The organism is Halioglobus maricola (assembly GCF_009388985.1).
GTDB lineage: Bacteria > Pseudomonadota > Gammaproteobacteria > Pseudomonadales > Halieaceae > Halioglobus > Halioglobus maricola.
Genome location: NZ_CP036422.1, coordinates 2,930,888 through 2,954,979, shown reverse-complemented (window position 1 = coordinate 2,954,979; position 24,092 = coordinate 2,930,888). Strand labels below are relative to the sequence as shown.

At 57.6% G+C, this 24,092-nt stretch carries 18 protein-coding genes; 10 read left to right on the top strand and 8 right to left on the bottom strand.

Features of this window, described 5'->3' with window-relative positions:
- Positions 1 to 12: 12 nt before the first annotated feature.
- Positions 13 to 1,497 (bottom strand): PQQ-dependent sugar dehydrogenase, encoded by a 1,485-nt coding sequence (locus EY643_RS13475; protein ID WP_205743066.1) that lies wholly within the window; start codon positions 1,495 to 1,497, stop codon positions 13 to 15.
- A gap of 75 nt (positions 1,498 to 1,572) precedes the next feature.
- Positions 1,573 to 2,415, bottom strand: coding sequence for a transcriptional regulator HexR (gene hexR / locus EY643_RS13470; RefSeq protein WP_153239723.1), 843 nt, complete (start codon positions 2,413 to 2,415; stop codon positions 1,573 to 1,575).
- A 126-nt stretch (positions 2,416 to 2,541) separates the two neighbouring features.
- Here hexR and eda point away from each other — a divergent pair, with 126 nt between their 5' ends.
- The 5 genes from eda (at position 2,542) to EY643_RS13445 (ending at position 8,482) form a co-directional block, all read left to right on the top strand.
- Positions 2,542 to 3,159, top strand: coding sequence for a bifunctional 4-hydroxy-2-oxoglutarate aldolase/2-dehydro-3-deoxy-phosphogluconate aldolase (eda, locus tag EY643_RS13465; protein WP_153239722.1), 618 nt, complete (start codon positions 2,542 to 2,544; stop codon positions 3,157 to 3,159).
- A gap of 20 nt (positions 3,160 to 3,179) precedes the next feature.
- Positions 3,180 to 4,202, top strand: coding sequence for a glyceraldehyde 3-phosphate dehydrogenase NAD-binding domain-containing protein (locus EY643_RS13460; protein WP_153239721.1), 1,023 nt, complete (start codon positions 3,180 to 3,182; stop codon positions 4,200 to 4,202).
- Complete coding sequence (gene gap, locus EY643_RS13455) at positions 4,202 to 5,200, top strand: type I glyceraldehyde-3-phosphate dehydrogenase (protein WP_153239720.1); 999 nt, start codon at positions 4,202 to 4,204, stop codon at positions 5,198 to 5,200. The genes EY643_RS13460 and gap overlap by 1 nt, the downstream gene beginning before the upstream one ends.
- A 12-nt stretch (positions 5,201 to 5,212) precedes the next feature.
- Positions 5,213 to 7,837, top strand: a complete 2,625-nt coding sequence (ppc, locus tag EY643_RS13450) for a phosphoenolpyruvate carboxylase (RefSeq protein WP_153239719.1) — start codon at positions 5,213 to 5,215, stop codon at positions 7,835 to 7,837.
- A 69-nt stretch (positions 7,838 to 7,906) separates the two neighbouring features.
- Positions 7,907 to 8,482, top strand: coding sequence for a lipid-binding SYLF domain-containing protein (locus EY643_RS13445; protein WP_153239718.1), 576 nt, complete (start codon positions 7,907 to 7,909; stop codon positions 8,480 to 8,482).
- 68 nt (positions 8,483 to 8,550) lie between these two features.
- Here the strand turns inward: EY643_RS13445 and EY643_RS13440 are convergent, their stop codons facing one another.
- Positions 8,551 to 10,317 carry a WS/DGAT/MGAT family O-acyltransferase gene (locus EY643_RS13440; RefSeq protein WP_153239717.1) on the bottom strand — a complete coding sequence of 589 codons (1,767 nt, stop codon included), beginning with the start codon at positions 10,315 to 10,317 and terminating at the stop codon, positions 8,551 to 8,553.
- A 119-nt stretch (positions 10,318 to 10,436) separates the two neighbouring features.
- On the opposite strand from EY643_RS13440, the gene EY643_RS13435 reads away from it, so the two are divergent.
- Positions 10,437 to 11,723, top strand: a complete 1,287-nt coding sequence (locus EY643_RS13435) for a hypothetical protein (RefSeq protein WP_205743065.1) — start codon at positions 10,437 to 10,439, stop codon at positions 11,721 to 11,723.
- Between the two features lie 17 nt (positions 11,724 to 11,740).
- Here the strand turns inward: EY643_RS13435 and EY643_RS13430 are convergent, their stop codons facing one another.
- Positions 11,741 to 12,361 (bottom strand): class I SAM-dependent methyltransferase, encoded by a 621-nt coding sequence (locus tag EY643_RS13430; protein WP_240732706.1) that lies wholly within the window; start codon positions 12,359 to 12,361, stop codon positions 11,741 to 11,743.
- A gap of 2 nt (positions 12,362 to 12,363) precedes the next feature.
- Positions 12,364 to 14,376: a DUF3604 domain-containing protein gene (locus EY643_RS13425; protein WP_240732705.1), complete on the bottom strand. Its 2,013-nt coding sequence runs from the start codon at positions 14,374 to 14,376 to the stop codon at positions 12,364 to 12,366.
- Between the two features lie 166 nt (positions 14,377 to 14,542).
- Here EY643_RS13425 and EY643_RS13420 point away from each other — a divergent pair, with 166 nt between their 5' ends.
- The 4 genes from EY643_RS13420 (at position 14,543) to EY643_RS13405 (ending at position 20,431) form a co-directional block, all read left to right on the top strand.
- A complete protein-coding gene (locus EY643_RS13420; protein WP_153239715.1) occupies positions 14,543 to 15,691 on the top strand; it encodes a WD40/YVTN/BNR-like repeat-containing protein in 1,149 nt (382 codons plus the stop codon).
- Positions 15,684 to 18,053 (top strand): efflux RND transporter permease subunit, encoded by a 2,370-nt coding sequence (locus EY643_RS13415; RefSeq protein ID WP_153239714.1) that lies wholly within the window; start codon positions 15,684 to 15,686, stop codon positions 18,051 to 18,053. Before EY643_RS13420 ends, EY643_RS13415 begins: the two co-directional genes overlap by 8 nt.
- Positions 18,054 to 18,068: 15 nt before the next feature.
- The gene (locus tag EY643_RS13410) at positions 18,069 to 19,658 is read left to right on the top strand and encodes a DUF1302 domain-containing protein (RefSeq protein WP_153239713.1); all 1,590 of its coding nucleotides are present in this window, start codon (positions 18,069 to 18,071) and stop codon (positions 19,656 to 19,658) included.
- A 128-nt stretch (positions 19,659 to 19,786) separates the two neighbouring features.
- Positions 19,787 to 20,431, top strand: a complete 645-nt coding sequence (locus tag EY643_RS13405) for a TetR/AcrR family transcriptional regulator (RefSeq protein ID WP_153239712.1) — start codon at positions 19,787 to 19,789, stop codon at positions 20,429 to 20,431.
- 7 nt (positions 20,432 to 20,438) lie between these two features.
- On the opposite strand, the gene EY643_RS19800 is transcribed toward EY643_RS13405, so the two are convergent.
- From EY643_RS19800 to EY643_RS13390, 3 genes are all read right to left on the bottom strand, one after another.
- A complete protein-coding gene (locus EY643_RS19800) occupies positions 20,439 to 20,597 on the bottom strand; it encodes a cold-shock protein (RefSeq protein WP_240732904.1) in 159 nt (52 codons plus the stop codon).
- A 410-nt stretch (positions 20,598 to 21,007) separates the two neighbouring features.
- Positions 21,008 to 21,220 carry a cold-shock protein gene (locus EY643_RS13395; protein WP_153239710.1) on the bottom strand — a complete coding sequence of 71 codons (213 nt, stop codon included), beginning with the start codon at positions 21,218 to 21,220 and terminating at the stop codon, positions 21,008 to 21,010.
- A gap of 90 nt (positions 21,221 to 21,310) precedes the next feature.
- Positions 21,311 to 24,079, bottom strand: coding sequence for a valine--tRNA ligase (locus tag EY643_RS13390; protein ID WP_153239709.1), 2,769 nt, complete (start codon positions 24,077 to 24,079; stop codon positions 21,311 to 21,313).
- Positions 24,080 to 24,092: the final 13 nt, after the last annotated feature.

Here is a 24,092-nt window from a genome sequence, read left to right as displayed (position 1 = left end):
CGCGCTGGTGCTTTATTGCTCGCTCGCAATATAGGCGGCGAGCTCCCGGCGCTCTTGCTCGCTCAGTGGCAGTAATGGCATGGGTGCTTGTGGTGAGAGCAGGGCTCGCTCGATGGCGGCGTAGCTCGACTGTTCGAGCGTTACCGGATTTTCGCCCTGCTCGTGGCAGCTGGCGCAATCGTGCTGGAGATAGAGTTGCTCACCGCGGCTGGACATGGCCTCAAGATCAGCTGCCGCGACCCAGTCGGGAATAGTGTCTGCGGCAGGCGCTTGCTGCTGCGAGGGTTCTATTGCCAACTGGTCAACAGCTTCGCTGTGTGAGACGCGATAGATCGCTCCGGCGAAGTCATCTGAGATGTAGATCGCCCCGTCCGGTCCCTGGGCAACATCGACAGGTCGGCCCAGGATGTTGCCATCCTGATTGAACCCGCCGAGGAATACACGCTCTTCTATACCCTTGTCTGTGAAGTGAAGAGAGACCACCTCGTAGCCGTCGGGCTCGCTGCGGTTCCAGGAGCCATGCAGCGCAACCAGAGCCACTTTCTCGAAGTCGCCTGGCCAGTTGCTTGTGTCGACGAAGCTGATGCCCAGTGGCGCGTTGTGGGCGCGAAATGCGTGCGCAGGGGGTATGGGAACGCGTTGGGTCGCGAGCGGGTCGGGTCCCATATCGTTGTCGGGGACATTCGCGCCATTGAAATAGGGCCACCCATAGAAATTACCGTACTCCACTCTGTTTAGCTCGCAGGGCGGAAAGTCGTCGCCGAGCATGTCGCGCCCGTTGTCGGTGGCGTAGAGCTCGTCGTCCCAGGGCGACCAGTCGAAGCCGACGCTGTTGCGCAGGCCGGTGGCAAAAATCTCTCCGTCGCTGCCGTCGGGGGCAAAGCGCATGATTGTTGCTCGTCGGGGGTCTTTTTCTTCACAGATATTGCAGGTGGATCCCTGAGCCAGATAGAGCATATCGTCCGGGCCGAAGCGCAGTGTTTTACTCCAGTGATTGCCGTCCCCGGTCAGGCCGGTAATGACGGGCTCGTAGTGATCGCGAGTGATGCCGGCGGCGTGGTCAAACCGAATTCTGCCAACCTGCTCACGCTCGGCGATGTAGAGCCAGTCGCCGGAGAAGTCTATGCCCTGCGGCCGATCGAGTTCACTGATGATCGTGCGTCGGCCATCGCTGTAACCATCGCCGTCACTGTCCCGCTGCAGCAGAATGATATCCCCTGCGTGTGGCCTGCTTACTAGCAGGTCCCCGCTTCGGGTAAAACGCATGAAGCGTGCCTTGGGCAGATCGTTAGCGAAAATCTGGACCGAAAATCCAGGCGGTAGGCGGTAGTGTTGTTGGGCGGATTCAGCGTCAATGCTCGCACCGGGGCGACCGGTCATAACATTGAGAATCATCGGCAAACTGTAGCTACTGATATTGCCACTGAGTAACAGGCCTGCCAAGGCAATTGCCAGCAGCCCTACAAGCGTTGCCAGACCAGCGAAAATTTTCTTCAAGAGATCTCTTCCTCGCGATGGAGCATATTCATGATAGTAGCTCCCATCGGCCCTGCTTGCGAGGCTGGTTTTGCCCTACACCGGATTGCGGGTGCTGCGAAGATTGTCTTTCACCGCCGCCAGGTGTTCCCCGAATGCGTCGCCAAGGCGCAGGGCGAGGCAGGTCGCCAGCACATCGACGATCACGAGTTGGGCAATACGCGAGCTCATGGGCGTGTAGAGGTCGGTGTCTTCACCGCTGGCAACCCCGAGCACAAGGTCGCACGCATCAGCGAGGGGCGAGTTTGGCGCCGTGAGCGCCAGCACCCGGGTGCCGTTCAGTCGAGCGAGTTGGGCCAGCTCTACCATGGCAGTGGTGCGGCCAGTGTAGGAGATGCACACAAGACAGTCCTCACTGGTCATGCCGGTGGCCAGCATGCGCTGGTTGATGATGTCAGTGTGGGCTGAAACAGGTACCGGAAAACGCAGCCACTTGTGTTGGGCATCCAGTGCCACCGAGGCGGAGGCCCCCAGGCCGCACAGAGCGATCGAGCGGGCGTTGGCGAGGGCATCTACCGCTAGATGCAGGGATTCCAGATCGAGGTGTTGCTGGGCATTGGCGAGGCTGGCAAGGGTGTGTTCGAACACTTTCGCGACGACCTGACCTGCCGAGTCGTCGGTGTCGATGTCCTGGGTAATGCGTGGCTGGCGGCGCGCCAGCTCGCCCGCCAGGGCAATCTTGAAATCCGGGAAGCCCTTGTAGCCCAGCCCTGTGCAAAAGCGATTGACCGTGGGTTCACTCACATCGGCCAGTCCGGCTAGTGCGGCGGTGCTCATTGAGACGATCGCTTCAGGGTCTGCGGTGACGCAGGCGGCGAGTTTGTGGGCGGATTTGCTGCGCTTTACCCGGGGGTCGGCAAGATCTGCCAGTAAAGTCATGTGAAATCCTCTCTGTTTCTCTAAAATGTAATAAAAATACATCAGGATGGCAACTATAGCTTGTTAAATCGCAACTTTGCGTCTAAAGTTTCGCAAATGTAATAAAATTACAGTCGAGAGAGAGCGATGCTGGAACAAAAATTAGCTGCAAGCCGGGTTCTCCCGGTGGTCACCGCGCGCGATGTGGACTCCACAGTAGCGTTGGCGAGAGCCCTTGAAAAGGGTGGTATGACCGCCATTGAGATCACTCTGCGCACGCCTGCCGCGCTGGATGCCATCGTAGCCGTGCGGGAAGAGCTTCCCGGGCTTCTGGTGGCGGCCGGCACTGTAAATACGCCGGAGGAGGTCGCGCGAGTCGTGGACGCTGGCGTTGAGCTCGCGCTGAGTCCCGGTGCGACGCCCGCACTATTGCAGGCTGCTGCCGACGCGCCGCTGGATTTTGTTCCCGGCGTGGCCAGTTCGTCCGACATCATGCAGGCTCAGGCTCACGGTTTTGAGCTGCTCAAGCTGTTTCCCGCAGTGACCCTGGGTGGCAAGGGTATGTTGAAGGCCCTGGGCGGCCCTTTCCCCGATGTGAAATTCTGCCCCACCGGTGGGCTAAACCCGGACAACTTTCGCGACTTCCTCGCACTCCCCAACGTGGTTTGTTGCGGTGGGTCATGGATGGTGGCTTCCAGCCTGGTCGACAATGGTCGCTGGGATGAAATTGAGACACTGGCCCGCGAGGCCATGTCAGAACAGTAATTGGAAACAGGAGAGATACGATGACACAGCGCAAGCCCATTCGTGTGGGCATCATGGGCTTCGGCCAGACGGGCCGCCAGATCTATCAACTGGCAGCGGCCAGTGACGATGTAGAAGTGGTGGCAATTGCGGATATCGGCAAGCCCGAAATTCTTCACTACCTGTTGTGCTCAGAAGGCTCCGATCCTGCACAGCATCGCCTCGATGGGAATTTCCTGGCCAATGATCGCTTCCGCGCTCGCCTGATGGAAATTGATAGCCCGGCGGAAATGCCCTGGGATATTTTTGGCGTTGATATCGTTATTGATTCCACCGGCAAGTACCGCAACCGCAACTACATGGAAGACCATCTGGGCAATGGCGCGCCTCGAGTGCTTTTGCGCACCTTGCCCACCGATCATATCGATCGGATCGTGATTTCCGGTATCAACGAGGCGAGTGCGAGCGTTTCGGATCGCATGATCTCAGCTGGCAGTGCCACGACCAGTGCACTTGCCCTCTTGCTCGATAGCCTTTCAGGCAGCTTCGAAATTGAGTGCGGCAGCATGACAACTGTCCACGCTTTCACTTCGGATCAGGCGCTGCAGGACTACGCCGGATCAGACTTCCGTCGCAGCCGCTCCGCCGCCAAGAATATTATCCCCAATAGCCACGAGGCTTCACTTTGGCTGGGCAAGGTACTGCCCCAGTTTGAAGGCAAGATTCTCACCTCAGCGCTCAATGTGCCGGTTCAGGAAGGTTGCCTGCTGGATGTCAATCTGGTGATGAAAGACGATTCGGTGGATGCCGAGGCGATCAATAACGCCATGCGCGCGGCCGCGGCTGCCAAGCCCGGCATCATCGGAGCAGTGGAGGACCCCATTGTTTCCTCTGACGTAATCGGCAGTTCGCTGTCCTTGCTTTACGACACGAAGGGCACAATCAAGGCCGGTCACAATACGATCAAGACGCTGAGCTGGTATGAAAATCTGGGGCACGCCGCCCGCCTGCTGGACGTGGTCAGGCTCTACTCGTCATTGGATGCACAGAAGGAGGCCGCGTAATGAGAGTTGCAATTAACGGTTTTGGCCGTATTGGTCGCTCGGTTTTCCGCATTCTGGAAAACGTTGAAGGCGTTGATGTTGTCGCTATCAACGACTTGTTTGATAACGACGCGCTGCGCTATTTGCTCAGCTACGACACAGTCATGGGCCCTTTTGGTAAAAACTTGACGCTTGAAGGCGATGAGTTTGTCACCGACAAGGGGCGGGTAAAGTTGCTGAAGGAACGTTCACCGGCCAATCTGCCCTGGGCCGAGCTGGGCATCGATGCGGTGGTTGAAGCTACCGGTGTGTTCCGCGCGCGCGAGCAACTTGAGCAGCACCTGACAGCCGGCGCGGGCCGTGTTGTATTGACTGTGCCCGCCAAGGATCCGGTTGATTATACGGTCGTGCTCGGAGTGAATGATGATGGTCTTAAGCCAGAACACCGTATCATCTCCAATGCCAGCTGCACGACCAATTGCCTGGCGCCTATGGCGCGGGTACTCGATGATGCGTTCGGTATTGAGGAGGGGGTGATCAATACCGTTCACGCCTACACCAATGACCAGCGCCTGGCCGATGTTCCCCACTCTGATTGGCGTCGCAGCCGGGCAGCCGCGGAGAACATTATTCCAACATCCACCGGCGCTGCCAAAGCGGTGGGCGAGGTGTTGCCGCAACTGCAGGGCAAGCTGCACGGCATAGCTGCCAGGGTTCCCGTTCCCGACGGTTCGGTTGTGGATCTGTTCGTGAAACTGGGTAAGTCGGTCACGGTTGATGATGTTAACGCAGCGGTGCGTGAAGCCTCGGAGTCCGATCGCCTTAAGGGCATCCTGCAATACAGCGAAACACCGATTGTGTCTTCTGACATTATCGGCAATTCACACTCATCTATTTACGATGCCGGTTTCAGTGGTGTGACCGCTGATCGCTATGTGCGGGTTCTGAACTGGTATGACAACGAATGGGGCTACTCCTCCCGGGTCTGTGACCTGCTGGGACGGATCGGTAGCTGGTAACAGGGGTAGAAAGTGGAAGCAGATTACGCGAGCCTGCGAGGCAATGTCAGCCTGCTGGGCAGGATTCTTGGTGATACGGTAGCAGACGCAGAGGGCGATGATTTTCTCGCGCTGATCGAGCGCATTCGCACACTGTCCCGCGGTGCGCGAGACGGAGAAGCGGGGGATCGGCAAGCGTTGCTGGAGCAGCTGCGAAGCCTCGATAGTGAGCAGCTGGTGCCTGTGGCACGGACGTTCGCCCAGTTTCTAAACCTGGCGAATATTGCCGACCAGCAGCATATGATTTCACGTGGCATGGATCCTATGCTGTCGGCGTCACGCAATCTCGACAGCAATCTGCGTGAACTTGCGGCGGAGGGTGCATCGCCTGATGAGATCGCCGCTGCAATTGCCGATCTTAAAATCGATCTTGTGCTCACTGCGCATCCTACCGAGATTACCCGTCGCACCCTGATCCACAAGCACGGCGAAATTGGTCGCTGTCTCAGCCAGCTCGAGCTTGGTGGCCTTGCCGAACGAGAACGGGAGCAACTGGAAGTTCGCCTGCGCGAACTGATAGCGCAGATCTGGTACGGCGATGATTTTCGCACCGAGCGCCCCAGCCCGGTCGATGAGGCCAAGTGGGGCTTCGCTGTTGTTGAGGAGTCTCTGTGGTGGGCAGTGCCTGAATTCCTGCGCCGACTGGATAGTGCGCTGCAGGAACACGGAGGCCGCGAGCTACCGTTGGATGCAGCGCCCGTCACCTTTACCTCCTGGATGGGCGGCGACCGCGATGGCAACCCGAATGTTACAGCGACGGTTACTCGCGAGGTGCTGCTGCTCAGCCGCTGGCAGGCAACTGAGCTGTACCTTGGTGATCTGACCCGCCTGATCGAAGAGCTCTCGATGACCCGCTGTAATGATGCTCTGCGAGAACTGGCCAATGGCGCCCATGAACCCTACCGGGAAGTGGTACGTTTGTTGCGCACATTGCTGCGCAGGACCCGGGATCATATCGAAGCACAGTTGCAAGGCGAGCTACCGCCGGAAGGCGAAATTCTTACCGATGTCGACCAATTGTGGAATCCGCTCAACGCCTGTTACCAGTCGCTGCTGGATTGCGACATGGATATTATCGCGCGTGGAACCCTGTTGGATGTCATGCGTCGAGTGCGTTGTTTCGGTGTGCATCTTGTCCGTCACGATGTGCGACAGGACAGCGCTCGTCACACTGAAGTGCTTTCGGAGCTCACAACCTACCTCGGGCTGGGCGATTACGCCGACTGGGACGAGGAGGCACGTCAGGCCTTTCTATTGCGTGAGCTCAGTAGCCGTCGGCCCCTGATTCCGCGCAATTGGCAGCCCAGCGCTGATGCCCAGGAAGTGCTGGATACCTGTGCGGTCGTGGCTGAACAGCCGCAGCAGGCGCTCGGTGCCTATGTAATTTCTATGGCTCGCCAGGCCTCCGATATTCTCGCCGTGCATCTCCTTCTACAGGACGCAGGGGTAGCCTATCCGCTACCTGTCGCACCTCTGTTTGAGACCCTGGACGATCTCTCGCGGGCTCGTCAGGTGGTGACGACATTGCTGGAGCAGAGCTGGTATCGCGGCCATATCGGCGGCCAGATGATGGTCATGATTGGCTACTCGGACTCGGCCAAGGATGCCGGTGTACTGGCGGCTTCCTGGGCTCAGTATCGCGCCCAGGAAGAGCTGCTTGAGGTCTGCAATTCCAACGCTGTCAGCCTGACCCTGTTCCACGGCCGAGGTGGTACTATCGGTCGCGGTGGTGCTCCGGCGCGCCAGGCTTTGTTGTCCCAACCCCCAGGCTCATTGCGCAACGGTCTGCGCGTCACCGAACAGGGCGAGATGATTCGTACCAAACTCGGCTGGACATCGCTGGCAGTAAAGACCTTGGCACTCTACACAGTGGCCATCTGCCGGGCTAATTTGAAGAACCCTCCGGCGCCGAACGACCGTTGGCGCGAGATGATGGATACGCTCTCCATGCACTCCTGCGATGCCTATCGCGCCGTGATCCGAGAGGAACCGGAATTTGTACCTTACTTCCGCCATGCGACGCCTGAGCAGGAACTGGCCAAGCTGCCGCTTGGATCCCGGCCCGCCCGGCGCAAGAGTGGGGGTGGAATCGAGAGCCTGCGTGCTATTCCCTGGATTTTTGCCTGGTCGCAGAATCGATTGATGTTGCCGGCATGGCTGGGAGCAGGCAAGGCCCTGGCGATGGCAATCGAGGATGGCCAGAGTGATCTCCTGCATGAGATGGCCGACAACTGGCCGTTTTTTGCGGCCCGCCTGTCCATGCTGGAGATGGTGTTTGCCAAGAGCGAGCCCGGGCTTTCCGCCTTCTACGATGAGCGCCTGGTGCCCGATGAGCTCAAGTCGATTGGTGAGGGGCTGCGTGCCCAACTGGCCAGCGACACCGAGACAATCCTGGAACTGACCGGCGCAGAGGCGCCTATGAGTGACCAGAGCTGGGAAGCTGAGTCCCTCCGGCTGCGCAATATCTACACCGATCCGCTGAATTTCCTGCAGGCGGAGCTATTGCGCCGCAATCGAGAGGAAACTCGTCCGGAACTGGAGCGCGCAATTATGGTCACAATTGCAGGTATCGCAGCGGGAATGCGCAATACGGGTTGATATCCTTGACCCGAGCGCGTCTGCTGCTGAAAATAGCTGCTGCATTGCATTCACTCGAGGAAAACATCCATGCCACACATTATCCGCTCCATTGCCCTGCTCATTGTATTCGCGTTAGCGGGGCAGGGTGCCTGGGCACAGGACAAGTACGCCAAGACACTGGGGGCGTTTCAAGGCGCTGATGGCACCGCGCCCTATTTCAACAGCGCTTACGGCTATGCCCTGTTCCCGACTATTGGCAAGGGCGGTATCGGGATCGGTGGCGCCCATGGCGGCGGCCAGGTTTATGTCGGCGGTCGTCATGTCGGCAACACGACCATGACTCAGTTGACTATGGGTTTCCAGTTGGGTGGCCAGGCGTTCAGCCAGGTGATCTTCTTTGAAGACCAGCGCGCGTTCCGTGAGTTCACCACCGGTAATTTCGAATTCAGCGCTCAGGCGACTGCGGTAGCGTTGACCGCCGGTGTCTCGGCCGAAGCGAGTACTGGCGGTGGTTTGGCAGCGGGCGCTTCCGGTGGCCAGAACGATGCGTCGACTTACCATGCCGGATACCGCAAGGGCATGGCGATCTTTACGATCGCCAAGGGTGGCCTGATGTATGAAGCGGCATTGGGTGGCCAGAAGTTCACTTACACGCCCTTGTAAGTTTTTCTCTTCTGTAAAAAGCCCGGCGTAACTGCCGGGCTTTTTTGTGGGTGATGAAGAAGCGCTATCTAGCTGGCCAGTTTCGGTCTAGCCTTGGGGCGGGCCTTGGCAGGTGACTTCTTGCGAGCAGTGGCCTTTTTGGCCGGCGCTTTTTTAGCGGCTGCCTTCTTCTTCGCGGGGGCCTTGCTGCTAGCGGCCTTCTTTTTGGCCGGCGCTTTTTTCACGGCGGGCGCCTTCTTCTTCGCAGGCGCTTTCTTCTTGGCCGGAGCCTTCTTCTTCACAGGTGCTTTCTTGTTCACCGGCGCTTTCTCTTTCGCTGGAGCCTTCTTCCTCGCGGCTGCTTTCTTTTTGGCGGGGGGCTTGGTTGCAGAGCGCTTGCGCTTGCTGTCCTCAGCCTTTCCATCCTTGCTTTTGCCAGCGGTTGCCGCCTCAAACAGCGACTCGTAGGCGTCGACCAGATATTGGTGGTACATCTCCGGGTCGGGCAGGATATTGCGGTCGGCGAGCACCGATAGGGTGATCTTGCCGGAATAGCTGAATACCAGGTGGAACAAGCCCATCCCGGGTGTCAGCAGGCCGAGACCGAAGTAATCGACCATTCGTGCACCGGCACAGTAGAGCGGGAAGTCCGGGCCGGCGACATTCGATACCACCGTGGAGGTGTTGGCTGGTATGTAGCTCGATAATTCATTGCGGGCCCAGATGCCGGCGGCAGTCTTGGCGACCACTGGCGACACTGCTCCAGCGATCTTCAGTGCGTCAACCAAGGGGCTGGCTTCGCCGCTGGTTTTGGCATCCTTGGAGGACTGGTTCACCGCGAGGAGGCGTTCCATCGGGTCGGCGATATCGGTGTTCAGCGAGCAGAACACGGAACCCACCTGGTTATTGTCGTCGGTAATGCCACGACGGGTGCGCATGTTCAGTGGAATCGCTGCCGCAAGTGACCCTTCTGCAGGTAGCTCGCCGCGGGCTTCCAGGTATTTCCTCATGGCGCCGCCGATGACGGTGAGAGCCACATCGTTGACGGTAACGCCGGCGGCATTCTTGATTGCTTTGAAACCTTCCAGCGGAAACTCCGCGGCGTCAAAGACCCGGTGCGGTCCTACGGGCTGGTTGAGCACGGTCTTCGGCGCTGAGAGGTCTGGTGCAGGAATTTCATTGCGGGCGACATCTAGTGCATAGCGGCCGAGATCCACTGCCGTTTTCACCGTGCCGCGCATGACCTGGAAGGTGTTCTTCACGCTATTAAAGCTGGCTTTGGATAGCAGCTCTGACATGCTGGGTTCTACGTCTACCAGCATGGGCTCTTCGTCGTCTTCCGCCTCGGGGCCAGGGTTGGCGACAAGATCGTGGATCAGTGCCATAAAGGATGAACCACCGGCGCCGTCTACCAGCGAGTGATGCATCTTGGTGTAGATCGCGAAGCAGCCGCTGGGCAATCCGGGAATGTTGTCCAGGCCCTCGATAATATAGGCCTCCCAGAGTGGGCGGCCCATATCGAGCGGTCGGGCGTGCAGGCGGGCAACTTGAATACACAGCTGGCGCCAATCGCCTGGCTCGGGCAGGGCGATGTGGCGGAGGTGAAATTCCACATCGAAGTTGGCGTCTTTGACCCAGTACGGGCGATCGAGGCCGCCGGGGACTTCAATCAGCCGGGTGCGGAACATCGGCTGTTTGTTCAACCGCCGTTGGAAGCTGGATATCACGTCTTTAAAACGAACGAAGCCGCCGGGTGCGGTGGAGGGGTCGTATATGCCCAGTCCGCCAACGTGCTGTGGGGTATTGGTTTGCTCCAGGTTGATGAATGCGGAGTCGAGTATGCCAAGCTGCTTCATAATTTCAGTGCCCTGCCAGTGTCTGGCGATCCAGATATCGGCGGTTTTTTTGCTGTGTTCCGAGTGAGGCGCCGTTATATCATTGAATGCGAATAGTCGCCAGAACGGTTGTACAAAAATTGTCCATAGTTCCGAATAGTTGGTCTGTAACGCCCCCGGTCTGCACTGTGTTGGTGGCGGCGTTGGTGGCTGCGTTGTTGGCCTCTTTGCCTGCCGTCGCAGCGCCAGTCGGCTACGGCGAATACTTTCTACGCGCTGACGATGTAGCAGAGTACAGCACCGTTTCAGTGGCTCGCGCTCCCGCTTCGGACGTGGACCAATACGCATTGCAGCTGCAACAAGCTGAACTCCTGGGTGGGCCCTACGCGGACGGTTTGGCGGAACCCCTGGCGCAGATGGGCAACCAGTTGTTCGCAGTTGGCAACTATCCAGCGGCGGTCGCCACCTACCGCCGCGCCCTGCATATACTGCGGGTGAATGACGGCCTTTACAGCGAGCGCCAACTTCCCGTGTTGCGGCAGTTGATCCTGGCGTTTCGAGAAACACGCGACTGGGAAACTCTCGACGAGCGTTACGAATACTTTTTCCGTGTCTATGGTCAGGGGCAGGCACCCTATACGGAAGTGCGTATGCGCGCAGCCTTGGAGTACCTGCGCTGGCAGCGCGAGGCGCTGCATCTAAAGCTGGGTGAAAAGTCGCGTCGTTTGCTGGATCTGATCGCACTGAATGAACGCCTTGTCCGCGAGCTGATGAGTGACCCGGCGGCTCCTGATCTCTGGAAACGTGAATTCGTTACGAGTCAGATGGAAAATTTCTACCTGATCCGGGACGTTCTCCAGCCGTATATCCAGCAAGCTGAATTCAGCAACTCCAAGGACATTTTTGGTGCCAAACCGCTCGCGCTGGATATCGAGCAACAGCGTATGAGTATGATGTTGCGCTCGGCGCCGGCAAAAGGGCGGCAGGTGCTGCAGGACTTGAGGCTCCTTGCGGGCGACGATGTCCTTGAATCCGCACGTATCGATTTACACCTTGGCGATTGGTATCACTGGAATGGCAACCGGTACCGGGCCGCACAGGCGTATACCAGCGTTGAAGAGCAGCTGCGCGCTGCCGGAGAGGAAGAAGTATTGGCGCAGTGGCTGGGGCAGCCTGTTGAGTTGCCAGCTAATGGCGCGTTTGTGCGCCCGCCATCATCGGACCAGACCGGCAATGTGAGGGCGAGGTTTGATGTCTCCAGCCAGGGCGACGTAAGAGATATTCAGGCAACAGCTGTGGAGGGCATGGAAGTGGATACATCTCTTTTTCGCCGCCGCCTTGCCGCTACTTTATTCCGCCCGCGGTGGGAAGGTGGGCGGCCCGTTGCCAGTAGCGGCATCGAGCGGAATTACCAGATTCTGCCCTGATGCCGCGACCTCTGGTGTCAGGCGTTTTCTATCACCATGATCGCACCGCTGGCTTCGATCGAGCCGCGGGTACTCCACTCAAATACTTCTGCGCAGTGTTTGTCGGCACATTTTTCGGCGACCTCAAAAAACGGCGAGCGCTCGGGATCGGCGATAAGAATATGCTTCACACCCGCTTTCACCGCGCGGTTGACCATATTCGTAACGGGTTTTACCAACTCATCCCAGAAGCAGATATCTGCCGCGATCAGCATGTCGTATTGCTCGAGTTGCTTGGTACCGAGTTTTTCGAAACGTGACACCAGGTGTTCGGTCTCCACCCCGTTGACATCCGCGGTGGCCTGCAGGAAAGGGAAAACGTCCGGATCTGCGTCCATCGAAGTGACCCTGGAATTAAAGTTTTGGGCGCACCAGATACCGGATACGCCCCAGCCGCAGCCAACATCGAGAACCCGGCCGGCGTGCTCTGGAGGGTGTTTCTTCATATAGTCGATCAGCAGGCAGCTGGACTTCCACAGTTTGTTGCCATGAATCGAAGGCTCGATTCCCTGGCGTTTAACTCTGCGAATCGCTGGATGTGACGCGGTAGGTATGCGGACGCCGCGAAAGCGGCGCTCGGTGACAGGCTTCTTGGCCAAAATTACTCCTCATTCGGATTGATCCATATTGGCGAGGTCCACGCGCGTTCCTGCAGGGTGGGGGAGTAAAAAGGCTCTTCCTCAGGGTTCAGGCAACAGCGGCCGAATACATCGCCGATCGCGCCCTCATCCTGCAATTTCTCGGTCTGGATAGCGGCTTGCTCGCTGCAGTTTTCAGCGAATGGGTTTACGCCTTGTGCCTGGCATTGCAGCGTGCTCCAGCGGCAAGAGGGGTTTTCCAGCACCCTGACATAGTAAAACGCGGACTCCTTCGCATTGTACGCGGGATCGCGCCAGACGGTACACAGGTTTTTGTGGCCGCTGCCAGTAGGGGCGCAGGTTTGTGGATTTACACCAGCGTTGTTAGTGGGGCTGCCCGCCACGTCGAATACTTCTTCGTGAGTGACCCCCTCGTCGTCAAGCCAGCCCTTTATGATCTGGATGCGCTGTAAATCCAGCCCGGGGTTTGCCGCTGTACCTGGGTCCTTCGCTGCGCTGACAAGGAATGCGGGTGATGTTGCGGGCGCTGCGAGCTCGCCACCCATGGGCACACCGCCGGCATAGGCTTGCTCCAGCATCTTTGGGTCACCGCAAATGTCATCGGGGTAATCACTGCCGGCGAAAAAGCGCACCACCGGGCGGGTGCCGCTAGTGGCATAAGCCTCACGGCGGCGCATACCTTCGAATATGGCGTCGCGCGAATTTTCTTCTGCCCAGACCACGGCAAGGCCGCCCGGGTTGTCAAAGAAGTGATCCTGTACGTTGCGATAGCCTGCGTCCCGGCGTCCCAGATGGCCTTTGTAGTTGAACTCCTCAGCGCCACCCGGTGATGCGCTGTGGGTGTCGGTGCTGCCGATAAAGCCTGGCTTGAACGGATTGGTGCCGGTCTGCCGTTCGAGAGCGAGGCCATCCTTGAGAACATTGCGCATCATGTTGCGGCGGCCGAACTCGTCCAGGGGTACTGGGTCGGCCTCGTCGGTTTGTACTTCACCGAACAGTGTGCCCAGCATTGCCAGATTGTCGGCTTCCACCTGTTCGAAGTCACAGAGTTCGTCCTCGGTGTCCAGCCCGCGGCCCGCCAGTCTATCGTAGCGACATTCACTGGCGGCCTTGTGCTGTACCAGTTCAACCAGAGGCTCGAAGAACAAGCGCTCCTGCGCCTCCTCCTCGGATTGCGGGTCCGGGAACATCAGCCCTCGGCTGAGGTTGGAATTGTGCGGTATGGCGAGCACATCGCAACCTTCCTTGCCTTCGATGCACTCCGCTCGCAGACGGCGCCAGAGGTCAGGGACGTTGCGCGAACCGGTGTCATAGGTGGAGATAGCTGTGTCGGTCACCTGATCAGTGCGATAGATCACATTGCGATGGAGGTTGGAGTAATTAGGCGCATCGGTGTACTCGTAACCGACAAACGTGGTGAAGCTGCACTCGGCGCTGCGGTCGTAGTGCTCCTCCGCTGCGTCCTGGATTCCTTGCCACGCCTCTTTGTGGGCTGCGTCGCAATCCCCCAGAGAGCAGACGAAGGACTCGGCTTTTTCACTGCTGTCGTCGACCACGCCTATCTTGGCCCAGTAGTCGGCTGCCAGCAGCTGCACTATGTACCAGTCGCTGCGACCCATGATGCAAGCGGGGAACCAGTATGCGAGTTTGGACGAGTCCTGCGAACACAGGTTGATAGGGCCAAGGAATTCGGCGTGATCAGTGACTGCAGTGAAATCCAGTGGTCGCTCGATCTGGGCTCGCAGGGTTTGTTGGCCATCGGCATCTGACAGGGTAATGGCCTCACCCTTTGCGTAGCGGTAGGCCGCGGACGGGTCGTTGCGCTGGCTGGAGACGTAGCTGTCAAAGGAGTAACTGGTGTGCACGTGTAGGTCGCCGAACATGGGCCTGCGGGTTTCGCTGAAGTCCTGGCAGGGCTCGCGCTCCTCGGTGCGATCGAAAGCATTGAGTGGGCTACTCGCAATTAAAGAGGCGAGCAGTGTCAGGGCGAACATGGAGGGATGAGATAAGGGCATAGCCAACTCCCGGGGTCGTTGTTATTGGGGGGATGATACGTCGAACCACTCAATTCTGCATTGGGCGCAAGGGTCAACTTCGTGGGCATTATTGATCCCGGTCATGGTGGGATTGTGCGCGTCTGGTCAAATAGCGATCACTAGAACTCAATAAAAACAGTGAATCTTGGCTACGAAATCGATCACAAGCTGCGTATTGTTGGCATTCCTCTCTCTCGCCGGAGTGTACTCTGGGGCGATTAGTGCCGCAGAGAATGCACCCATAATGCCGCTGGCGCAGCACTCGCTACTGCTGGATCTGGCACATGCTGGTGATCGCGTGGTTGTTGCCGGCGAGCGCGGGCATGTTCTATTTTCCGATGATCGCGGTGCTACGTGGACCCAGGCGGGCGTGCCCACCCGGCAGATGTTGACGGCACTTTTTTTTGTTGATGAATCGCGTGGTTGGGCGGTAGGCCATGACGGCCTGGTATTGCTGACTGACGATGGCGGGGCCAGCTGGCGCGTCCAGCGCGATGGGTTGGCAGCTCAGCAGCAATTGAATCTTGAGGCCAGAGAGCGAGCGCATCGCGAGGTCGGCCGCATTGAGGCCGCCCTTGCAAAAGCAGGGCCAGCAGCTGCGCGAGAGCAGATGCAGGATCTCCAACTGGCGCTGGAGGATGCGTTGCTGGATCTTGAGGATGCCGAACTGGCCCTCCAGGAACACGTATTTACGTCGCCGCTAATGGACGTATGGTTTCGCGATGCTGAACACGGTTTTGCCGTAGGTGCCTTTGGCAGTTTGTTGGTGACTGTTGATGGAGGGCAGCGTTGGGAGCACGTGCCCGAACGGGTCGATAACCCGGAAGAGTTTCATCTGAACGCCGTCGTGGGTGATTCGCAAGGGCGAGTATTTATTGCTGGGGAGGGCGGTCTTCTTTATCGCTCCCTCGATGGTGGCCGTAGTTTCGTCCGTCTGGAAGGGTTCTATCAGGGCAGTTGGTTTGGCGCGCTATGGCTTGCGAAACTCGAACGTCTTCTGGTTTATGGCCTGCGGGGCAATCTCTATTTCTCTGATGATTTTGGGGATAGCTGGCGACAACCCGAAGGCGGCACAGATTTAACCCTCTCGGGTGGCACCGCAAGCGATGACACCGTCGTCGTTGTCGGAGGTGCAGGCTCCGTTTTAATGAGCGTCAACGGCGGCGATAGTTTTGAATTTTACCAGATTGAAGATCGCCTCCCACTGGGTGCAGCGCTGCTCGTCGGAGACAGGTTAATACTGGCTGGACAGGGCGGGGTGAAATATCGCAATGAGGGCCAGTTGAATGAGTGAACAGCGGCCGCATCTGCACACCTACCAGTTCGGCGAAGGCGAACCCATTTTGGAGCGCCTGGTTTTCTCTTATCGCCCGCTATGGTTGGTGCTGTTTGCGCTTGGCACGGTGTTCTTCGCCTACCAGACTTTCAATTTGCGCCCCGACGCCAGCTTCGAAAAAATGATTCCGATGGAGCACCCCTTTATCAAGTCGTTTATGAAGCACCGGGGTGACCTTGGCGCTGCGGGCACCACCATTCAGGTGGCGGTCGAGCATACTCGGGGCGACATCTTCGACGCCGAGTATCTGGACATACTGCAACAGATCAACGATGAAGTTTTCTACCTGCCTGGGGTCGATCGCAACCGAATGCGCTCCCTGTGGACGCCGAACGTCCGCTGGATTGAAGTGACTGAGCAAGGTTTTGAGGGTGACAAGGTTATCGATGCCCGCTATGACGGGTCTAGCGAAGCGATGGGCAGGCTGCGTCAGAATGTGTTGCGCTCTGGTGAGGTCGGCCGATTGGTTTCGGATGATTTTCAGTCGAGCATCGTGCAGGCCCCGTTGATAGATATCGACCCCGCCTCTGGTCAGCCACTGAATTACTGGGATCTTTCGCAACGCCTGGAGAAGGATATTCGCGAGAAGTATCAGCAAGGAACTCCCGGGAGCGAGCCTCAGGTACGTGTCTACATCATTGGGTTTGCGAAAATGGTGGGTGACTTGCTCGATGGCATTGTCTCCATCTTCATGTTCGCGGCGATCGCTCTGGTTATTACTGCTCTGCTTTTGTATTGGTATACGCGCAGCGTACGTGGCACCGCAACGGTACTTTTGTGTGCCGTGGTAGCAGTGATCTGGCAGCTGGGATTGCTGACGACTCTTGGCTACGGCCTCAACGCCTACTCCATATTGATTCCTTTTCTGGTGTTTGCCATAGGTGTGAGTCACGGCGTTCAGATGATGAACGCGATCATGGTCGAGGCAGCTGCGGGCAAAAACCACTTCGATGCCGCGAGGGGAGCCTTTCGCGTACTTTACGTACCTGCACTGATTGCCCTGATTTCTGACGCGGTGGGTTTTACAACGATGGTGCTTATCCCCATCGAAGTGATCAAGGATCTTGGTATCGCTGCCAGTGTGGGTGTAGCGGTGATCATCCTGACGAATCTGTTTTTGTTGCCCATTCTCATTTCCTACTTTGGTACCGGTAAGCGTGCGGTAGACAATCTTGAGGAAAAGCTGGCGGACCCTAATCGACGAGGTGTTGCGCGCAGGCTTGCCAGTCTCGCAAGCGCGCGCGTTGCCACACTGTCGATCGTGGTCGCTACGCTGGGTTTCGCGGTGGGTATTTACGGCGGACAGAACCTCCAGATCGGTGACCTCGACCCCGGAGCGCCGGAGCTTCACCCGGATTCGCGGTACAACTTGGATAACAAGTTCATCACGGAAAACTATGCCACGAGTTCTGATGTCATGGTGATAATGGCTGAGACCGAGGAGCAGCGCTGTGCCGATTATGCCAATGTCGACATGGTCGATCGTTTTACCTGGCACATGGAAAACGTACCCGGCGTCAACTCTTCCATGTCCGCCGTAAAGATATCCAAGCTGGTGGCTTCGGGCTACAACGAGGGCAGCCTCAAGTGGGCAACGGTCTCGCGCAACCAGCGTCTTCTCGGGACGACCTTTAACAGCATGCCAGCAGTGCTGATGAATACCCGTTGCAGCCTTTTACCTGTCGCACTTTTTCTGGATGACCACAAGGCCGAGACCTTGCAGGCCGTCGTGGATGCCGCCGAATCGTTCATCGCGGAGAATCGCCAGGACGGAATTTCGTTTGCTCTGGCCGCGGGCAATGCAGGCATTGAAGCGGCCACCAATCAGGAAATCGCTCGCGCCCGGAACCGCATGATGCTGCTCATATACACGGCTGTCTGCGCCCTGGTGTTCATCAGTTTTGCTTCCTGGCGAGCAGTGGTGTGCATCGTTGTGCCGCTGGCTTTGACGTCGTTTCTCTGTGAGGCACTGATGGCACACCTGGGTATTGGTGTAAAAGTCGCGACGTTGCCAGTTATCGCACTCGGCGTCGGTGTCGGAGTGGACTACGGCATTTATATCTACAGCAAGCTGTCCCACTACCTGCGCCGGGGGGAGGGCATCGAGGAAGCCTATTACCACACCTTGCGCAGCACAGGCGCGGCGGTAGCACTGACGGGCGCGATGCTGGCAGTCGGGGTGGCCACGTGGATCTTTTCCCCGATCAAGTTTCAGGCAGACATGGGTATGTTGCTCACCTTCATGTTTATTTGGAATATGGTGGGTGCACTCTGGCTGTTGCCGGCGCTGGCCCGATTCCTGATCAAGACAGAGAACTAGCAGGCGGATGAACTGATGAGCAGAGTGAAAACAAGGGGCCAATCAAGATGGGTGCTTGGCGCTGGGCTTGCCCTGGGGCTGAGCCCTCAAGCGCAGGCGCTGTCATTTGATTTTGGTGATTCGGGCGAGTGGACTCTGGACTGGGATACCATCGTGAGTTATTCCGCGATGTGGCGAGTGGAGAAGCAGGACCGGGACAAATTTGCATTCCGGGATACGGGAGATCTTCTGGGCGATCTAACGCGCTACACACTCATGGCCAACTCGACCGATGGCAACTACAACTTTGGTCGAGAAATGGTCCAGAACCGAATATCTGTTGTAACTGAAGTCGATATTAACCGCGATGACTTTGGCGTTTTTGCCCGGGCCCGGGCCTACTATGATGAGGCTTACGATGGCCGTACCAGCCATCGCCAACAAGACTATCTCTCCTATAACTCAGCCGATATTTACGGTGGTGACGCAGCTTTTCAGGAATTCCCCGGGGGCACCGTGGACGAGCATCGAGACCGCCTTGAAATGCTCGATTACTTTATCTATTCCGGTGGTGAACTGGGAGAGCGCTTGTACCAACTGCGCCTGGGAAGCCAGGTTATCAACTGGGGGGAGGCCACGTTCTACCAGGGTATTAACGGCTTGCAGAATCGGGCTGATGCCATTGCAGCTACGACACCCGGCGTTGAAGTGAAAGAGATCCTGCTGCCGACGGGGGCACTGTACGGCCAGGTCGATCTGACTGACGCCCTGAGCTTTGAGGCCTATTACCAGTACGAATGGAAAGAAACGGAACTCAATGGCGTGGGCAGCTACTTGAGTGATCGCGATTTCCTTGGCCCTGGGGCAAGCAGCTTTTTGGTGGCGCTTTCGCCTGAACTGTTCCTCGTGGCACCCCTGGAGGAGATTGCTGACGCCAGTGACAGTGGTCAGTGGGGTGCAGCGTTGCACTGGTTTACAGATGGTGGCACGGATATTGGCTTCTACTACGTCAATGCGCACAATAAGGCGCCGGCCTATCAGCTCCATTATGAGGGTTTGATTCCTTCCAGTTATTCCGTTCTCTACTTCGAGGATATTGAAGGTATTGCCGCCAGTTTTACTACGGTGGTCGGCGGCGCTAATGTCCAGGGGGAGGTTTCCTGGAAAGAGGGTATGCCGGTGGTCTTGGCCAACGGCGATCCAGTGGCGGGCGATGTGTGGGCGGTGCAGGTCGGCGGCTCTACCGTGCTTGAACCTACCGCCTTGTGGGACGATTTCAACCTCACTTTTGAGTTCGCTGGCACGGGGATCGATTCCCACTCCAATCGTGAATTGCGCTACGATGATGCCGCTCTGGCTGTCGCTCTGCGCGCTGAACTCGCTTACCTGAATGTCATGCCGGGGGTTGATCTAAGGTTGATTCCATTCCTGCAGCACACGCTGGATGGCACGGTGCTGGAAGCCCAAATGGCCGAAAAGGCGACTACCTTCAATCTTACCCTCAAGGGCGTGTACCTGAATAATCTCTCTGCACAGGTGGGTTATACAGCGTATTTTGACGGTGGTGATGACAACCTTATCTCTGATCGAGACAACGTTACTTTCAATATTTCCTACAGTTTCTAGTGCCCCGGAGAGGTCTTGCGAGCGCCCGACATTACTCGCTCTTACAGCCGGTAGCAAAGCCTGCTTGGCTGCGTTAGGATGTTTTCAAGAATGCGATGACCACTAAGGTTGCGTAGACAGGGGCGCCCATGACGACACCCAAACGGCAGGTAGAGCTGCTGGAGAAAAATCGCCCGCGCCAGGAGCGGGCCAAGCGTACATACGAAGCGATTATCAATGCTGCTGCAGAGTTGCTCGTAGAGGTAGGCGTGGAGAGAATCTCCACCAATCTGATTGCTGAGCGAGCCGGTATAACGGTCCCCGCCCTGTACCGATATTTTCCCAATAAGTACGCCGTTCTCCACGCTCTCGGTGCCGTGTTGATGGACCGGCAGAATGAGGCTTTCGAACAATGGATGGAGAGCTTTTCTGGCGGCACTGATGAGCAGGATGTGCTCGCCGACATATACAGTGTTCTCAAACTGACCTATGACGTGACTCGCGATATGCCCGGCGGCCTGGAGGTTTCTCTAGCGCTGCGTGCAGTAGAACCGTTGCGTGAGTTGCGTATTACATCCAACCGCATGGTGTCGGAGCAGTTCGCCGCATACATGGCAAACGCAACAGGAATCGCGCTGGACGAGCAGCTGCAGCTGCAATGCCGGCTCGGTGTCGAAATGGCTTATGCCGTGGTGGAGAACGCGCTGGAAGACAGCGCGTTGCCGGAGGAACAGCTACTGCGCGAAGGCGCGCGAATGCTGCACGCCTATCTGGATAGGGTCATTAGTACCTAGCCGTTCCTCAGTTGTCTTCCAGAGGTTCTACCTCTTCTGCCTGAGGGCCCTTGTCGGTCTGAGCCTCTACGAAGCTGACGCGCTGGCCGTCGCGCAGGCCCCGGCGGTCGCCGCCGAGAATTGAGCGGAAGTGTACGAAAATCTCATCGCCGTTGTCCTTGGTGATAAATCCGAAACCCTTGGTGCCATTGAACCATTTAACCTGGCCTTCTTCTCGTTGGCCTCCACTGGATGATTCGGTGCTTCGAGCGCTGCTCTTCTTTGCCTGGGGCTTGGGCTTCGAGCGTTGTTTGTCCTTCGAGGCAGGAGCGCTGTTGGTCGGGGCGGCGCCCGGAAGGAGTGCACTGAGAATGGCTGCTGCCAGGAACAGGGCGATGGCGGGAATCTGGGGTGCAGCCTCGTTGGCAATCCAGGCGGCTGCGCCGATAAGGGCGGCGATGGCGATTTTGGCGAATAGTTTCATGGAACAATATCTCTATAGTTTCTTTAGACAAAAGCATTCCACAGGAGCTTCAGCTCCTGCGGGTAGTGACTGAACTTTGTGAATACTGCCCGCGTGGGGCGAATCCAGGTCAGTTACATCTTCTGGACGTTTTCGGCTTGCAGGCCTTTCGGGCCCTCTACCAATTTGAATTCAACGGTCTGGCCCTCGTTAAGAGTGCGATAGCCGTCGCCTTCGATGGAGCGGAAGTGAACAAATACATCGTCTTCACTTTCCTCACGGGTAATAAAGCCAAATCCTTTGGCGTTGTTAAACCACTTCACCGTGCCATTTACACGATCACTCATACCACTTTCCTCGGTTTTTAGCATATTGCTTTTATTATGCTCCGCCTGCCTGGTGGGCGACGGAGACTTGAAACCGTATTGCAGCAGCGACTACATGTTCTGGATCTGCTGTTGTTGTTCCTGCAGTTTTTCCAGCGCCTGTTGTTGCGCCTGCATTTTTTCCCGTTCTTTTTCTACGACGGCTGCGGGGGCCTTGTCGACAAACGCACTGTTCGCGAGTTTTCCTTTTACTCGGGCCAGATCTTTTTCCAGTTTGTCGATTTCTTTGGCAAGGCGCGCAAGTTCTGCATCCTTGTCAATCAGGCCTGCCATCGGGATCAGAATCTCCAGTTCACCAACCAGAGCCGTGGCGGCCACGGGTGCTTCGTCACTCTCGTCCAACCACTCGATGTCGGAGAGTTTCGCAAGTTTCCTGAGGAAGAGGGCGTTATCTCGCAATCTGCGCTTATCGTCTTCGCCGCCGTTCTTCAGAAGTACCGTGAGCTCTTTACCCGGGGCGATATTCATTTCGCCACGGATGTTGCGGATGCCCACGATTACACCCTTGAGCCATTCTATATCTGCATTTGCGGCGCTGTCCATAGCGTTAGTATCCGCTAGCGGATAGGGCTGAAGCATGATCGTATCACCGGACTTGCCAGCCAGAGGTGCTACGGCCTGCCAGATCTCTTCGGTGATAAAGGGCATCAGCGGATGCAGCAGACGTAGTGACGTCTCCAGAACCCGGATCAGGGTGCGACGCGTACCACGCTTGGCCGCGGGATCCGCGTTGTCATCCCAGAGCACAGGCTTGGACAGTTCGAGGTACCAGTCGCAGTACTCATTCCAGATGAATTCATAGATCGCCTGTGACGCGAGGTCGAAGCGATAGCTGGCAATGGCCTTGGCCACTTCCTGTTCGGTTTCCTGCAGGCGGCTGATGATCCAGCGGTCGGCCAGGCTGCGCTCTATAGGCAGTGATTCGTCCTGGCCGCAATCCTCGCCATCGCAATTCATCATCACGTAGCGAGCTGCATTCCAGATCTTATTGCAAAAGTTGCGGAAGCCTTCAATGCGGCCGATATCGAATTTGATATCGCGGCCCGTCGACGCCAGTGAAAAATAGGTGAAGCGCAGGGCGTCAGTGCCGTAGGGAGCGATGCCCTCTGGGAATTCCTTGCGGGTCAGTTTTTCGATCTTGGCGGCCAGCTTGGGCTGCATCATGCCGGCTGTGCGCTTCTTCAGCAGGCTGTCGAGGTCGATGCCGTCGATGAGATCGATCGGGTCCAGTACATTGCCCTTGGATTTGGACATTTTCTGGCCCTGGCTGTCGCGCACCAGGCCGTGTACGTAAACCGTGTGAAACGGCACCTCTTTGCGGAAGTGCAGCGTCATCATAATCATTCTGGCAACCCAGAAGAAGATGATATCGAAGCCGGTGACCAGCACCGAGCTGGGGTGGAAGGTTTTCAATTCCTCGGTTTCTTCTGGCCAGCCGAGGGTGGAAAATGTCCACAGGGCGGAGGAGAACCAGGTGTCCAGCACGTCAGGGTCCTGGTGCAGGGTCATTTCGTCGGCCAGACTGTTCTCTGCGCGCACCGCCTCTTCGGACTCGCCGACATAGATGTGGCCTTTGTCGTCGTACCAGGCGGGGATTCGATGGCCCCACCACAGTTGGCGGCTGATGCACCAGTCCTGGATGTCGCGCATCCAGGCGAAATAGGTGTTCTCCCATTGTTTGGGCACGAATTGGATGTCGCCGTCTTCCACGGCCTTGATGGCGGGTTTGGCCAGTTCACGCGCGTCCACGTACCACTGGTCGGTCAGGTAGGGCTCGATGACTACACCGGAGCGGTCACCCCGGGGGACTTTGAGGGTGTGATCATCGATTTTCTCCAGCAGGCCCAGCGCGTCGATGTCGGCAACGATCTGTTTACGCGCGTCAAAGCGGTCCATGCCAAGATACTGTTCGGGTGCTTCGCCGCCAATGCGGGCATCGTCGTCGAGTATATTGATGGTGGGCAGGCCGTGGCGTTTGCCCATCTCATAGTCATTGAAATCGTGTGCGGGGGTGATTTTCACGCAACCGGTTCCGAATTCACGATCAACATAGTCGTCGGCGATGATCGGAATTTCGCGGTCGGTGAGGGGTAGCTTGATCATACGGCCGATCAGGTGTGCATAGCGCTCGTCTTCCGGGTGGACGGCGACGGCGGTGTCGCCGAGTATGGTTTCCGGACGGGTGGTCGCTACCGTCAGGTGGCCTTCGCTGCCGGCAAGCGGATAGTTGAAGTGCCACAGGTGGCCCTGCTCTTCCTCGGAGATAACCTCGAGGTCGGAAATGGCAGTGTGCAGCACAGGGTCCCAGTTCACCAGGCGCTTGCCGCGGTAAATCAGACCTTCCTTGTACAGTCGAATAAAGACTTCCTGGACGGCGCCAGATAGGCCCTCGTCCATGGTGAATCGCTCTCGGGACCAGTCCATGGAGGCGCCAAGGCGGCGCAGCTGGCGGGTGATGGTGCCGCCGGATTCTTCTTTCCACTCCCAGACTTTCTCAATGAACTTGTCACGGCCCAGGTCATGACGGCTGATGCCCTGCGCTTCGAGCTGGCGTTCGACCACCATCTGGGTAGCGATGCCGGCGTGGTCTGTCCCTACCTGCCACAGCGTGTTGTAGCCGGCCATGCGGTGGTAGCGGATCAAGGCGTCCATGATCGCTTCCTGGAAGCCGTGACCCATGTGCAGGCTGCCGGTGACGTTGGGCGGAGGGATCATGATGCTGTAGGCCTCGTCCCCACCCTGGGGTGCGAAATAGCCTTTTTCTTCCCACTCCTGGTACCAGCGGGTTTCGATGTCAGCGGGTTGGAATGTCTTATCCATATTCGAGGGAATC